Genomic DNA, 13,786 nt, shown 5'->3' on the forward strand with positions numbered 1-13,786 from the left:
TTATTTTGACATTCTGAGGAGTCTTTACCATGGATGCACATACCATCATCGTTGCAGCGACTGCCATCGCCGTGGGTATCATCTTCGGTGCCGCTGGTCTCGGTTCGGCCATTGGCTGGGGTTTGATCACCTCCAAAACCATCGAAGGCATCACCCGTCAGCCGGAAATGCGTCCGCAGCTGCTGGTAAACACCTTCATCTTTGCGGGCTTGATGGAGTCCTTCCCCTTCATCATTCTGGCTTTTGGCTTCTGGTTCCTCTTCGCCAACCCCTTCGTCGGCTAATGCCCCTGGCCGGCTGAGCCGGCCTCCGTGCAAGAGAGGACATCATGAATCCAGTAAGTATCAATGGGACGCTGATCATTCAGCTGATCACCTTCGTGATCCTGGTGATTTTGCTCTACAAGTATCTTTATGGTCCACTGCGTCGGGTAATGGACGACCGGTCGACGAAGATCGCTGATGGCTTGGCTGCCGCTGAACGGGGTCAGGAAGAGCTCGATCTGGCGCAGAAGCGCGCGGCGGAGATCCTTCGTGAAGCGAAGGAGAAGGCCAGTGAAATCATTGCCCTAGCTGAGCGACGCGCGATCGAGATGCGGGAGGAAGCGCAAGGCAAGGCACGGGAAGAGGCGGACCGCATTATCGCCGCGGCCCGGGCCGAGATCGAGGTGGAAGTGAATCGCGCGCGAGAGCAGCTACGCGGTGAAGTCGTGCGCCTGGTGGTGGACGGCTCGCAGCAAATCCTGCACCGCGAAATCAATGTTGATAATCATCGCGATATTGTCGATCGCATGGTCGCTCAGCTCTGACGGAGGCTTCGATGTCGGATTTCAACACCTTGGCGCGTCCCTATGCCGAAGCTCTCTTCGAGATGGCATCGGCGGGTGCAGTTACAGGCGCCTGGGATGACGCACTTCAGGCCCTCGCTTCTTGGGTGCAGGACGTCGATGCGCGCGATTTTCTCGCTGATCCAGAGCGCTCCGATGCCGACAAGGTCGCCTTGCTCGCCGGAATCCCGGTCGCTGTAGACGTCGAGGCCTGGACGCGTTTCGTGCAGCTGCTCATCGACAACGAGCGTTGGGCGCTCGCCAGCGAAATCGCCGAACTCTTCCGTGCTGCCCTGCGCCGCACCAAAGGCGAGCTGGATGTGCTCGTAACGAGTGCCTTCGCCCTGGATGATGGGCAGAAGTCGGCAGTCGTCGCGGCCCTGGAACGCCGTCATGGGGGAAGAAAGGTGATCCTGCGGGAAGCTGTCGATCCAGAGCTTCTCGGCGGTTTCATAGTCCGGGCAGGTGACGAATCCATCGACGCATCCGTGCGTGGTCAGCTGCAGCAGCTGGCGCAAAGTCTTCGCAATTGAATTGAGGAAATGGCATGCAACAACTGAATCCTTCGGAAATCAGTGACCTGATCCGTGCGCGGATAGCGGGTTTCGAAGGGCGGGTCGAGACCCGCTCGCAAGGAACGATCACCAGCCTGAGCGACGGTATTCTCCGTATTCACGGCCTGGAAGACGTAATGTACGGCGAAATGCTCGAGTTGCCTGGAAACAAATACGCCCTAGCACTGAATCTGGAGCGGGATAACGTTGGCGCTGTGGTGCTGGGCGAGTTCTCCGGTCTGGAAGAAGGAAATATCGTCAAGTGTACCGGTAAGGTCATGCAGGTGCCGATCGGCAAGAGCCTGCTAGGCCGGGTGGTCAATTCTTTGGGGCAGCCCCTGGATGGCAAAGGCCCGATCGAGGCGGAGGAATACGACGTTCTCGAAAAAATCGCGCCCGGGGTGATCGATCGGCAGAGTGTTGATGAACCCATGCAAACCGGCATCAAAGCGATCGACGCTATGGTCCCGATCGGGCGCGGGCAGCGCGAGCTGATCATTGGCGATCGCCAGACCGGCAAGACCGCGGTCGCCGTTGACGCCATTCTGAATCAGAAGGGTCAGAACGTGTATTGCGTCTACGTTGCGGTAGGCCAGAAGGCGTCGACCGTGGCGAGCGTGGTGCGCAAGCTCGAAGAATATGGCGCGATGGAGTACACCATTGTGGTCGCGGCCAACGCCTCGGATTCTGCGGCAATGCAGTATCTGGCGCCCTATGCCGGTTGTACCATGGGCGAGTATTTCCGCGATCGGGGTATGGATGCCCTGATCATCTACGACGATCTCAGCAAACAGGCCTGGGCCTACCGCCAGATCTCTTTGCTGCTGCGTCGTCCTCCGGGTCGCGAAGCCTACCCTGGCGACGTTTTCTACCTGCATTCCCGACTGCTGGAACGCGCTGCGCGCGTCAACGCCGACTTCGTGGCGAAAAAAACCAACGGCGCGGTGCAAGGCAAGACCGGCTCCTTGACGGCATTGCCGATCATCGAGACCCAGGCTGGTGACGTGTCCGCGTTTGTGCCGACGAACGTCATCTCCATTACCGATGGCCAGATCTATCTCGAATCCGATCTGTTCAATTCTGGCATTCGTCCGGCCATCAATGCAGGTCTGTCGGTTTCTCGTGTCGGTGGCGCGGCGCAGACCAAGGTCATCAAGAAGCTCGGCGGTGGTATTCGTCTGGATTTGGCGCAGTACCGCGAACTTGCGGCGTTTGCGCAGTTTGCGTCCGATCTCGATGAGATCACGCGCAAGCAGATCGAGCGCGGCAAGCGGGTCACGGAACTGTTGAAGCAGGATCAGTACGCACCCATGTCGGTTGCCGAGCAGTCCATCTCTCTCTTTGCTGCCAGCAGTGGCGCCCTGGACGACGTCGAGGTCGCCAAGGTTCGGCCCTTCGAGAAGGCCTTGATCGCCTACATGCACTCCAATCATCAGGCGACGGTCGATGCCTTGGAAGAAAAGAAGGCGCTCACTGACGAGATCAAGGCGGAATTGGATGCAGCGTTGAAGCAATTCAAGTCCACCGCGAGTTATTGAGGAACGGCAATGGCGAAGGCGAAGGAAATCAACGCCAAGATCAAAAGCGTCAAGAATACGCGTAAGATCACCAAGGCCATGGAAATGGTCGCGGCGAGCAAGATGCGCCGTGCCCAAGAGCGTATGGCGGCATCCCGCCCTTACGCAGACAAGATCCGCGAAGTACTGGCCCATGTCGCGCAAGCACACCCCGAGTACCAACATCCCTTTCTGGCCGAGCGGCCAAGAAAGCGGGTCGGATTTCTGTTGATCAGCTCCGATCGCGGTCTTTGTGGCGCACTGAATGTAAACGTCCTGCGCATCGCCGTGCAGCAAATGCACGAGTTGCAGGGTCAGGGCGTAGAGGTGCGGGTTGCCGCAATTGGTACCAAGGGCGTCGGTTTTCTTCGGCGTCACGGTGCGCAGCTCTCCGCCGAACTCACCGGTATTGGGGATCGTCCGAGCCTGGCGGATATCGTTGGCCCGATTCGGGTGATGACGGATGCCTTTCGGAGTGGTGAGATCGATGCTCTCTACCTGATTTCCTCACGCTTCATCAACACCATGCTGCAGCGGGCGGCTCTGGAGCAGGTCTTGCCGGTGAAGAAGCCGGAGGAAAAGACCGTGGTGACGGGTGAGCGCTGGGATTACATCTATGAGCCGGAAGCGCGCCCCGTATTGGATCACCTGTTACAGCGCTACGTGGAATCGGTCATCTATCAGGCGGTGGTCGAGCATTTGGCTTGCGAACAGAGCGCGCGGATGGTGGCGATGAAAAACGCCTCGGACAATGCCAAGCGGCTCGTGGGTGAGTTGCAGCTTGCCTACAACAAGGCGCGGCAGGCAGCGATCACGCAGGAAATTGCGGAGATCAGCGCCGGCGCTGCGGCAGTGTAAATTTTTGGATTATTTGAGGATGCAGAGCATGAGCGAAGCGCAAGTTGCAGAGCAGGCCGTTGGCCATATCGTCCAGGTCATTGGACCGGTGATCGACGTCGCCTTCCCCCGCGGGCAGGTGCCGGAAATCATGGAAGCGATCGTCGTCGAAGACCGCCATCTCACCATTGAGGTGCAGACCCAGTTGGGTGATGGTGTGGCGCGTGGCATTGCCATGGGTTCCAGTGAAGGTTTGAAGCGCGGACTCTCCGTGCGCCGCACCGGTGCACCAATCAGCGTCCCCGTCGGTCATGAGACTCTCGGGCGCATCATGGACGTGTTGGGTGATCCGGTTGACGGCAAAGGACCGGTGCAGACACAGGAGCGCAAGGCGATCCACCGCCCAGCCCCATCTTTTGACGAACTGGCGGCAAGCACGGAAGTGCTGGAAACCGGCGTCAAGGTCATCGATCTGGTCTGTCCTTTCGCCAAAGGCGGCAAGGTCGGCCTCTTCGGTGGCGCCGGCGTGGGCAAGACGGTGTTGATGATGGAGCTGATCCGGAACATCGCCATCGAGCACACCGGCTACTCGGTGTTCGCCGGCGTTGGAGAGCGTACCCGCGAGGGCAATGACTTCTATCACGAGATGACCGAGTCTAACGTTATCGACAAGGTAGCGCTGGTATACGGGCAGATGAACGAGCCCCCCGGCAACCGTCTGCGTGTTGGCCTCACTGGCCTGACCATGGCAGAGCACTTCCGCGACGAGGGCCGCGATATCCTGATGTTCATCGACAACATCTTCCGCTATACCCTGGCGGGCACTGAGGTGTCGGCGTTGCTCGGCCGTATGCCGTCGGCAGTGGGTTACCAGCCTACCCTCGCCGAAGAAATGGGCAAGCTGCAGGAGCGGATCACCTCTACCAAGGTCGGCTCGATCACCTCGGTGCAAGCCGTGTACGTGCCCGCGGACGACCTCACCGATCCGTCGCCGGCAACCACCTTTGCCCATTTGGATGCGACGGTGGTGCTGTCGCGGCAGATCGCCGAGCTGGGCATCTATCCGGCCCTGGATCCCCTCGATTCCTTCAGCCGTCAGCTGGACCCGCAGATCGTCGGTCAGGAGCATTATGACGTGGCGCGTGCTTGCCAGAAGACCTTGCAGCGCTATAAGGAATTGCAGGACATCATCGCCATCCTGGGTATGGATGAACTCTCTGCGGAAGACAAGGTGCTGGTCGGACGCGCGCGGAAAATCCAACGCTTTCTATCGCAGCCGTTCTTCGTTGCCGAGGTGTTTACCGGTAGCCCGGGCACCTACGTTTCGCTCAAGGAGACCATCCGTGGCTTCAAGGCGATCGTGAGCGGCGAATACGATCATCTGCCCGAGCAGGCCTTCTACATGGTTGGCACCATCGACGAAGCGCTGGCCAAGGCGCAGAAGCTGCAGCAAGGCTGAGCGATATGGCCATGACCATCGATGTTCGCGTAGTCAGCGCGGAAGGCAGCATCTACGAAGGCACGGCAGATATGGTGATCGCACCAGGGCAGATGGGCGAGCTCGGCATCCTTCCGCGCCACGCCCCGCTGCTTACCGGGCTGCGTCCGGGGGAGCTGCGCATCAAACACGGTGCGGAGACCGAGTATCTCTTCGTGAATGGCGGGATCCTCGAAATCCAGCCTGACGTGATTACGGTTCTGGCTGATTCCGCAGAGCGTGCTGCCGATATCGATGAGGCCAAGGCCAAAGCCGCCAAGGAGGCGGCGGAGGCACGCATCGCCAATCAGGCAGACGAGCTGGATTATGCGGCGGCGCAAGCGGAGCTGCTCGAGCAGATCGCTAGACTCCGCACCCTGCAACGCCTGCGCGAACAGGGTATCTTGCGCTAGGATTCCGGCGGTCGTTTTTCGCGTTGCTTGTCAAAGGCCCCGACGCATCCGCGTATTGGGGCCTTTGTTTTGGAGAATCGCATGAGCATCGATATCGTTATCCTCGCTGCGGGAAAGGGAACGCGCATGCGCTCCTCATTGCCCAAGGTATTGCAGCCACTGGCGGGTAAGCCGTTATTGGCGCACGTGCTGGGTACGGCGCGCACGCTACCGGGTAACCCGCGCCTCCACGTCATCGTTGGTCATGGCGCCGAGACTGTGCGCCAGGCTTTTGCCCATGAGCGCGATATCCGGTGGTACCAGCAGGAGCGGCAACTGGGTACTGGAGACGCCGTACGACAGGCGCTGCCTGGATTACAGGACGCCGAGCGGGTGCTGGTTTTGTACGGTGACGTCCCCCTGTTGCGTGGCGAAACCCTGCGGAATTTCCTGCACAGCACCCCAGTCGATGCACTCGGCCTCTGCACCGGCGAACTAACGGATCCGCGGGGCTACGGTCGGATTCTGCGCAGCGCGCAAGAGGAGGTTCTGGAGATTCGCGAGGAGCGTGACTGCAATGCGGAGGAGCGGGCGTTGCGGGAGGTCAATCTGGGCATCATGCTCTTCCCTGCGGCCCGTTTGGCTGACTGGCTGGCGCGCCTACAGCCCGGCAATGCGCAGGGAGAGTACTACCTTACCGACTTGGTGGGCTTTGCGTGCAGCGATGATGTGCCAGTGCACGGCTTTCGTCTGCCGCAGCCGGAGGAGGCTCTGGGCGTGAACGACCCCGCCCAGCTCGCCTTTGCTGAACGATTCTACCAGCGCCGACAGGTGGAGGCCCTGCAGCGGGAGGGACTACGCTGCGCCGATCCCGAGCGCTTCGATCTGCGCGGCACGCTCAGCTTTGGCGCCGATTGCTGGATCGAACCTAACGTCATCGTCGAGGGACAGGTGCGATTGGGTGACCGAGTACGCATCGGTGCCGGCGTGATCCTGCGCGATGTGGAAATTGGCAATGATGTCGAGATCCTGCCCTACTCCATGATCGAAGAGGCAAAGATTGGTGCAGAAGCGCGCATTGGGCCCTTTGCCCGCATCCGCCCCGGCACGGAAATTGGCAATGCTGCCCATGTTGGCAATTTCGTCGAAACCAAAAAGGTTACTCTGGGTGCCGGCAGCAAGGCCAATCATTTGACCTATCTCGGCGATGCCGAAATTGGTAGCGGGGTAAACATTGGCGCTGGCGTCATCACCTGCAACTATGACGGCGCCAACAAACACCGCACGGAAATCGGTGACGATGTCTTCGTGGGTTCCGACACCCAGTTGATTGCCCCGGTCAAAGTTGGCGCCGGTGCGACCATTGGTGCCGGTAGTACCATCACCCGCGAGGTGCCGGCAGGTGGCCTCACTTTGAGCCGCAGCCCACAAAAATCGGTCCCCCACTGGCAACGGCCGAAAAAATCCGTTACACCTGCCTGAATCGACATCCTAGGAGCCCAGTATGTGTGGAATCGTCGGCGGTATTGCCGCAACGGACGTGGTCCCGGTCATTCTCGAGGGATTGCGGCGCCTGGAGTATCGGGGATATGACTCGGCAGGCTTGGCCTTCCTCGACGGTAGCGGCGTCTTGCAGCGCCGTCGCAGCATTGGACGTGTCGCGGAGCTTGCCGCAGTGCATGCCAGCGAGGGCTTTGCCAGTGGCATCGGCATTGGGCACACCCGCTGGGCAACCCACGGCGGCATCGCCGAGCAGAACGCCCACCCGCTTATCTCTTCGGAAGAGATTGCCGTTGTCCACAATGGCATCATCGAGAATTACCAGAATCTCCGCCAGCGCTTGCAGGCGCTGGGCTACGCCTTCAGCTCCGAAACCGATACCGAGGTCATCGCCCACTTGGTCCATTGGTACCGTGGGCAATTGCCCAACCTTCTGGCCGCGGTGCAGGCCGCGAGTCGGGAGCTGCAGGGCGCCTACGCCTTTGCCGTCCTCAGTCGGCGCGACCCCGATACCCTCATCTTGCACCGCCGGGGCTGCCCACTCTTGCTGGGAATTGCCGAGAACGGCCATTACTTTGCTTCGGATGTGGCGGCGCTCCTGCCGGTAACGCGGCGGGTGCTGTACCTGGAGGACGGCGACTTTGCTGCGTTGTCACAGAATCAGTTGCAGTTGCGGGACGCGGAGGGCGTCGCGCTGCAACGAGAAGAGCACTGGAGCCAGCTCAGCTCGGCAGCCATTGACCTGGGTCCATACCGACACTTTATGCAGAAAGAAATCCACGAGCAGCCCCGCGCGCTTGCCGATACCCTCGAAGGCGCCTTGGGTGACGAGTTCTCCATCGACCAGCTCTGGGGTGAGGGAGCGGCAGCACGTTTGCAGCAGATCGACCGGGTGCTGCTCCTCGCCTCGGGCACCAGCCATTATGCAAGCCTGGTAGGGCGGCAGTGGATCGAGTCGCTGGCCGGCATTCCTGCCCAGGCCGAACTCGGACACGAATACCGCTACCGCGAGAGCATCGCCGAGCCGCGGCAACTTGTCGTCACTCTTTCCCAATCCGGCGAGACCCTGGATACCTATGAGGCCCTGCGCCATGCCCAGGCCCTGGGGCACAGCCACACCCTGTCGATTTGCAACGTTGCCGAAAGCGCCATTCCCCGGGCCTCGGCCCTGCGTTTCCTCACCCGTGCCGGGCCAGAAATTGGCGTTGCTTCCACCAAGGCCTTCACGACCCAGCTGGTGGCCTTGTATCTGCTCGCCCTGAGTCTTGGCGTCTTGCGTGGGCGTATCAATGCCACGGCGCTGCAGGAACATCGGGAAGCCTTGCGGCAGCTGCCCGGCAGTGTGCAACAGGCGCTGAATCTGGAGCCGCAAATCCAGCTATGGGCCAATCAGTTTGCCGACAAGGAGCACGCCCTGTTCCTGGGCCGTGGACTGCATTATCCCATCGCCCTCGAGGGGGCCCTCAAGCTCAAGGAGATTTCGTACATCCACGCCGAGGCCTACCCGGCGGGGGAGCTCAAGCATGGCCCCTTGGCTTTGGTGGATGCGCGCATGCCCGTGGTGGTCATTGCCCCCAATGACCGCCTTTTGGAAAAGCTTGCCGCCAACATGCAGGAAGTACATGCCCGTGGCGGTCAGCTTTACGTCTTTACCGATCTCGACAGCCACTATCAGGCAAGCGCTGGCGTACACGTCATCCGTCTGCCACGGCACGCCGGCCTACTCTCGCCGGTCCTCCATGCCATTCCGGTACAGCTTCTTGCCTATCATGCCGCCTTGGTCAAAGGTACCGACGTCGATCGTCCACGCAACCTGGCAAAGGCTGTGACTGTCGAGTGAGAGGCGGGATTTCCCTCGCCCGCCTGTTAACGTACAATAAAGTATCATCCCAAACAATATAGTTTCATCCCCAACAATAAAGTCTCATTCTCGACAATAGAGTATCATCCTGATCTTGCGCTCCAGAGCTAGTGGAGTATGCTTGTTCAATAAGCGGCTAGGAGAGGATGCCTTGGCTCGCCAACGCTACGATATCGACGAAGACCGGATCGCGCGCTTCCAAAAGGAGGGGCGTGGGAAGGGGCGTGGCGCAGATTACCTCCCATGGCTTACCACGCGAGACGTACCATCCCAAGGGCGGTGCCACCGCATCAAGGGGAACAAGACTGGGCGCGTGCATCACCTCCTCTCGGATATTGAGCGTAATACTTTTTACTTGTTTGATTGGGCAGATATTGTCACGGATATCCGTGAACAATTTCCATTAGATCGCAATATCACTCGTCGTATTGCAGGAGATCTTGGGATTCCCCACCCTCGCATTGCTCACAGCTCCGCTCCTTTAGTCATGACCACGGATTTCCTAGTGGATGTTTATGTTGGCGGACGGCTAATACAGCTGGCGCGAGCAGTCAAGCCGGCAGACGAATTGGAAAAGCCACGTGTGATTGAAAAACTGGAGATGGAACGCCGTTACTGGGAGCTACAAGGTGTGGACTGGGGAATCATCACCGAGCGGGATATCCCTGAGGCGATGGTACGCAATATTGTCTGGGTTCATAGTTATGCCGAAATTGACCAGATCAAACAACCCTACGAAGGCTACTTTTCGGAGAAGGCGAGGCTAGTATTTCAAGAACTTCCGTCACATCCCGGGCCTACCCTCCGGCAGTTCTGCGCTGACATGGATCTCCGGTTTTCCATGTCTGCTGGTGATTGCCTACTTCTAGTCCGACACATGTTGGCTAAAAAGATGATCGTCTGTCCAATGGATCGGCCCATAGACGATTCCACGCCGTTGCATCAATTCCGATTGTCTCAGCGTGAGTCCATGAGGGCCAGCGGATGAGAGAACTTGCGGTTTGCCAATTGCTGGAATACCCCGAGGAAGGGAGGATCGAACGAGTTCTATGGATCGACCCCGCAATGAGCGGCCTCTACAGCATCGATATTCAGGCGTCTACTGCCATGCCCCTTTTCCGGGAGGCAGAGGAAATAGAGCGGATGCGCGAGACGGGGGAATGGCGCCTCACCGATCCCGACCCCTGGTTGGCATTCGTGGCAGACGAGGCCATCCCCGAGATCTACCGGCTAAAGAGGGACCGGGCGTGGACGATGATACGTCCTCTAATTCTTGACCAGCCAGCCATCTTCCAGCCTCGCCTTAGAAGTCGGGCGGTTCAGGCCGTGATGGCGGAGACGGGGGCTACTAAACAGACAATCTACCGCTTGCTACGACGATACTGGCAGCGCGGCATGACACCGAATGCGCTGCTCCCCGACTATGATCGATGTGGGGGACGAGGCAAGGAGAGGGCTTCCTCAGGAAAGAAGCGGGGAAGGCCCGCCGATAGGGACGATTTGGGCGTCAACGTCACGCCAGAAATGCGGCAATTATTTCGCTCGGTTGTCACCAAAAAATTTGCAAAAAATGCACAAATGGATCTGCGAGTAGCCTATGACGAACTGATCGCAAGTGCTTTTTCCGATCAGGCGATCAATGAGCAGACCGGGCGGCAGGAACTGGTCCCACGCAAAGATGCGCCAACCTTCAGGCAGTTCTGCTATTGGTCCGAAAAAGACAACGATCTTTTTCGAGTCGATCGCATCCGTCGCACGCCGCGCGTCTACGATAAGGACCGACGCGCCATATTGGGATCATCGACGGCAGAAACAGTCGGTCCCGCTTCTCGTTTCCAAATCGATGCGACAATTGCAGATGTCTATTTGGTGTCGCGATATGACCGTGCGAAGATCGTCGGGCGCCCGGTATTGTATATCGTCATCGACGTCTTTAGTCGCATGATTACGGGAGTGTATGTTGGATTTGAAGGACCTTCCTGGGTTGGTGCGATGATGGCGCTGGCCAATACTGCCACGGAAAAAGTGGGGTATTGCCGCCAGTTTGGCGTCGAGATAGGTGAGGCAGACTGGCCGTGTCAAGCTCTTCCCGATGCGCTACTTGGTGATCGAGGTGAAGTCGCCGGCAGTGCTGTTGAGACGTTGATCAATAACTTTCAAGTGCGCGTCGAAACCGCAGCACCCTACCGTGCGGACTGGAAGGGTATTGTTGAACAGCGGTTTCGACTGATTCCTGCCCGTTTTAAGGCCTACGTTGCAGGCTATGTTGCCACCGATTTCCGGGAACGTGGCGCCAAAGACTATCGTCTGGATGCAACGCTGGATATCGACCAATTTACTCGTATCATCCTGTACTGCATTCTCTACTATAACAATCAGCACGTCTTGAAGGATTATGAGAAGACCCCGGACATGATTGCGGACGGAGTTCAGGCGATACCCTCCGAGCTATGGGATTGGGGGATTGCACACCGAAGTGGTAGCCTGCGTGTCTTCCCACCAGAGTTGGTTCGACTGAGCCTGTTGCCGAACGCTGAGGCGATGGTAACGGCCACTGGAATTCGCTATGCCGATTGCTTCTACACTTGCCAGAAAGCGATAGAGGACCACTGGTTTGAACGCGCCCGGCAAAGAGGGCGCTGGAAGGTGAAAATTTCCTACGAACCGCGCTGCATGGATGTGATATACCTTCACGATGATCTGAGGCAAGGGAAATTCATCTCCTGCACTCTGACAGAAAAGAGCCGCCATCATCTGGGCCGAACTCTGTGGGAGATAGATCAAATACGTCAGGAAGAGCGCCGCGCAGGACGCAATAACGAGCAACATGTTCAGCGCGGGCGTATCAACTTGATTGAGACAATAAAAAATGTCATGCAGGAGGCCCAGATCATGCAGACGAACGCGCCCAATTCTTACAGTAGCAATCGCCAGAGAACGGGTAGCATTCGCGAAAACCGTCGCCGGGAAAAACGGGATAATCAGGAGCGAGAAGCCTTCCAAACCAAGCGGCGCAGGGAGGATGCCAAGATAAAGGGGGAGATCCTCCACTTCCCCACGGGAAAAATGGAGGACGACTACCGTCTACCGGACATTGCGGAGATTCTTCGTAGGCAAAATGAAGAACAGGGTGATGACGATGCGGGATGACATGACCACCCTTGCTGAATACAGCGAAAACCCGTTCATCGCAAAGTTGCCGCCCGTCTTGTCCGTGAATGAGGCATTGCGGGCTATGGCAGGGCCACCAAAATTCAGTGAAAAAGAGCGTGGCTATCCTGCCCATCTGCGGGCACATTGCGTCCTGCGACTGAAGAACTATTTCGAGCCGCTCGAGAACCATCTGCAATTGGAAGCGAAGTTCGGCATGCTTCTTCGCCAAGGGTACCTTAGTCGCAATCCCAACACTAACGACTACATTCACCGCCTGCAGGAGGGCTACGAGCGAGTAATTGGGAAGGATCTTGCCGCTGTCCGGCGCCCAATCCGCTCTACGGCGAGTAGCTTTGCCCTGATCGGTTGCTCCGGCATCGGCAAGAGCTACGGCATGGGCAGGGTCCTGGAGCTCTACCCGCAGGTCATCCACCATGTCCACCCTTTCAGTCTTGACCAAGTGGTTTGGCTGAAGCTGGATAGCCCCTACAAAGGATCGCCTAAACAACTTTGCATTAGCTTTTTTCAGGCGATAGACAATTTGTTGGGCACCCGGTACCGCGCCCGGTATGGGGCCAGTCGGAGCTCTCTTGATGAAATGATGGTCCAAATGGCGCAAATCGCCAACCTGCACGCCCTCGGTGTACTCATCGTCGACGAGATTCAGCATATTAGGGAGGCCCCGGGCACTGGAGCCGACGCCTTATTGAATTTTCTTGTGACATTGGTGAACACCATCGGCATCCCGGTAATTGTCATTGGTACGCTGGGAGCGTTGCCGTTGTTGCAGGGAGATTTCCGCCAGGCGCGTCGGGCCAGTGGCTTAGGAAGTTTGGTCTGGGAACGCATGGAACAAGGTCCGACCTGGAACTATTTCGTCGACCGCATATGGAAATACCAGTGGACGCGAGAGTTGTCCCCGCTGACCGACGAGATTCGTCAGGTGCTTTATGACGAAAGTCAAGGAATTATTGATGTGTTGGTCAATCTTTTCATGATGGCACAACTGCGTGCCATACAGCTGGGAGCGCTGCGAGACAGACCGGAGTGTATTGACCCTGGTCTTCTGCGTCAGGTTGCGCGTGAGCACTTACGACTCATCCACCCCATGATTGACGCCTTAAAGCGGGATGATCGGGAGGCAATCGCAAAATATGACGATATACGCCCATTGCATGACCATGCTGCACAAGTCTTTGGGGACTCGCTTGCGCGCTTATCGGGGCCTTCTTTTGAGAAGGCCCCTGCCCCCGAGAGGTTGGCGATTGGCGAGGATGCAAGCGAGAACCAAGTTGTAGCGGCGATCTTGCGCGCTTTGGGAGACTTGGGAGTGGCGCCGGACCTTGCAAAGGTTCTATTGACAGAGGTCCGTGCCGAAAATCCGGGGCTATCCGCCCTGGATCTCGTGGCAAACATCGCCGCGATGCTGCAAGGACGAGGGCCCGTGCGTCCAAGCGCCAAAGTAGGTCGGAAGAAAGTACGAACGTCCATAGCTGGGGCAAAAGCGTTGTCTGACGCGAATGACCTCAGGTCAGTTGTCACCGCTGGGAAAAAAGATGGGCTGTCTGCTTACGATTCACTGAAAGGTGTTGGAGTGATTAAACCGCCTCTGAATGACCTTGCTGGATGA

12 protein-coding genes are annotated in these 13,786 nt (G+C 58.2%); all 12 read left to right on the plus strand.

Going from position 1 to position 13,786, the window contains the following annotated elements:
* Positions 1-29 precede the first annotated feature (29 nt).
* The 12 genes from atpE to ORD17_RS05135 all read left to right on the plus strand — a co-directional run bounded on the left by atpE (position 30) and on the right by ORD17_RS05135 (position 13,786).
* Positions 30-284 (plus strand): F0F1 ATP synthase subunit C, encoded by a 255-nt coding sequence (gene atpE, locus ORD17_RS05080; RefSeq protein ID WP_215872117.1) that lies wholly within the window; start codon positions 30-32, stop codon positions 282-284.
* Positions 285-328: 44 nt separating this feature from the next.
* Complete coding sequence (locus tag ORD17_RS05085) at positions 329-808, plus strand: F0F1 ATP synthase subunit B (RefSeq protein WP_308389795.1); 480 nt, start codon at positions 329-331, stop codon at positions 806-808.
* 11 nt (positions 809-819) lie between these two features.
* Positions 820-1,359, plus strand: a complete 540-nt coding sequence (locus ORD17_RS05090) for a F0F1 ATP synthase subunit delta (protein WP_308389796.1) — start codon at positions 820-822, stop codon at positions 1,357-1,359.
* 14 nt (positions 1,360-1,373) lie between these two features.
* Positions 1,374-2,918 carry a F0F1 ATP synthase subunit alpha gene (gene atpA / locus ORD17_RS05095; protein WP_308389797.1) on the plus strand — a complete coding sequence of 515 codons (1,545 nt, stop codon included), beginning with the start codon at positions 1,374-1,376 and terminating at the stop codon, positions 2,916-2,918.
* A 9-nt stretch (positions 2,919-2,927) separates the two neighbouring features.
* Entirely contained in the window at positions 2,928-3,794 is an 867-nt protein-coding gene (gene atpG / locus ORD17_RS05100) for a F0F1 ATP synthase subunit gamma (protein WP_308389798.1), read from the plus strand.
* Between the two features lie 28 nt (positions 3,795-3,822).
* Positions 3,823-5,232 (plus strand): F0F1 ATP synthase subunit beta, encoded by a 1,410-nt coding sequence (gene atpD / locus ORD17_RS05105; RefSeq protein WP_308389799.1) that lies wholly within the window; start codon positions 3,823-3,825, stop codon positions 5,230-5,232.
* 11 nt (positions 5,233-5,243) lie between these two features.
* The gene (locus tag ORD17_RS05110; protein WP_308389800.1) at positions 5,244-5,663 is read left to right on the plus strand and encodes a F0F1 ATP synthase subunit epsilon; all 420 of its coding nucleotides are present in this window, start codon (positions 5,244-5,246) and stop codon (positions 5,661-5,663) included.
* An 81-nt stretch (positions 5,664-5,744) separates the two neighbouring features.
* On the plus strand, positions 5,745-7,124 hold the full coding sequence (gene glmU, locus ORD17_RS05115) for a bifunctional UDP-N-acetylglucosamine diphosphorylase/glucosamine-1-phosphate N-acetyltransferase GlmU (RefSeq protein WP_308389801.1): 1,380 nt from the start codon (positions 5,745-5,747) through the stop codon (positions 7,122-7,124).
* A 22-nt stretch (positions 7,125-7,146) separates the two neighbouring features.
* Entirely contained in the window at positions 7,147-8,982 is a 1,836-nt protein-coding gene (glmS, locus tag ORD17_RS05120) for a glutamine--fructose-6-phosphate transaminase (isomerizing) (RefSeq protein ID WP_308389802.1), read from the plus strand.
* Positions 8,983-9,154: 172 nt separating this feature from the next.
* Entirely contained in the window at positions 9,155-9,991 is an 837-nt protein-coding gene (locus ORD17_RS05125) for a TnsA endonuclease C-terminal domain-containing protein (RefSeq protein ID WP_308389803.1), read from the plus strand.
* Between the two features lie 77 nt (positions 9,992-10,068).
* A complete protein-coding gene (locus ORD17_RS05130) occupies positions 10,069-12,153 on the plus strand; it encodes a DDE-type integrase/transposase/recombinase (RefSeq protein WP_308388904.1) in 2,085 nt (694 codons plus the stop codon).
* The gene (locus tag ORD17_RS05135) at positions 12,137-13,786 is read left to right on the plus strand and encodes an ATP-binding protein (RefSeq protein ID WP_308388903.1); all 1,650 of its coding nucleotides are present in this window, start codon (positions 12,137-12,139) and stop codon (positions 13,784-13,786) included. The genes ORD17_RS05130 and ORD17_RS05135 overlap by 17 nt, the downstream gene beginning before the upstream one ends.

The organism is Acidithiobacillus sp. AMEEHan, assembly GCF_030996345.1.
GTDB lineage: Bacteria > Pseudomonadota > Gammaproteobacteria > Acidithiobacillales > Acidithiobacillaceae > Igneacidithiobacillus.

Excerpts from the sequence above, each read along its gene's own strand:
- atpE (WP_215872117.1), top strand. The coding sequence starts at position 30 with ATGGATGCACATACCATCATCGTTGCAGCGACTGCCATCGCCGTGGGT.
- ORD17_RS05085 (WP_308389795.1), top strand. The coding sequence starts at position 329 with ATGAATCCAGTAAGTATCAATGGGACGCTGATCATTCAGCTGATCACC.
- ORD17_RS05090 (WP_308389796.1), top strand. The coding sequence starts at position 820 with ATGTCGGATTTCAACACCTTGGCGCGTCCCTATGCCGAAGCTCTCTTC.
- atpA (WP_308389797.1), top strand. The coding sequence starts at position 1,374 with ATGCAACAACTGAATCCTTCGGAAATCAGTGACCTGATCCGTGCGCGG.
- atpG (WP_308389798.1), top strand. The coding sequence starts at position 2,928 with ATGGCGAAGGCGAAGGAAATCAACGCCAAGATCAAAAGCGTCAAGAAT.
- atpD (WP_308389799.1), top strand. The coding sequence starts at position 3,823 with ATGAGCGAAGCGCAAGTTGCAGAGCAGGCCGTTGGCCATATCGTCCAG.
- ORD17_RS05110 (WP_308389800.1), top strand. The coding sequence starts at position 5,244 with ATGACCATCGATGTTCGCGTAGTCAGCGCGGAAGGCAGCATCTACGAA.
- glmU (WP_308389801.1), top strand. The coding sequence starts at position 5,745 with ATGAGCATCGATATCGTTATCCTCGCTGCGGGAAAGGGAACGCGCATG.
- glmS (WP_308389802.1), top strand. The coding sequence starts at position 7,147 with ATGTGTGGAATCGTCGGCGGTATTGCCGCAACGGACGTGGTCCCGGTC.
- ORD17_RS05130 (WP_308388904.1), top strand. The coding sequence starts at position 10,069 with ATGAGCGGCCTCTACAGCATCGATATTCAGGCGTCTACTGCCATGCCC.
- ORD17_RS05135 (WP_308388903.1), top strand. The coding sequence starts at position 12,137 with ATGACGATGCGGGATGACATGACCACCCTTGCTGAATACAGCGAAAAC.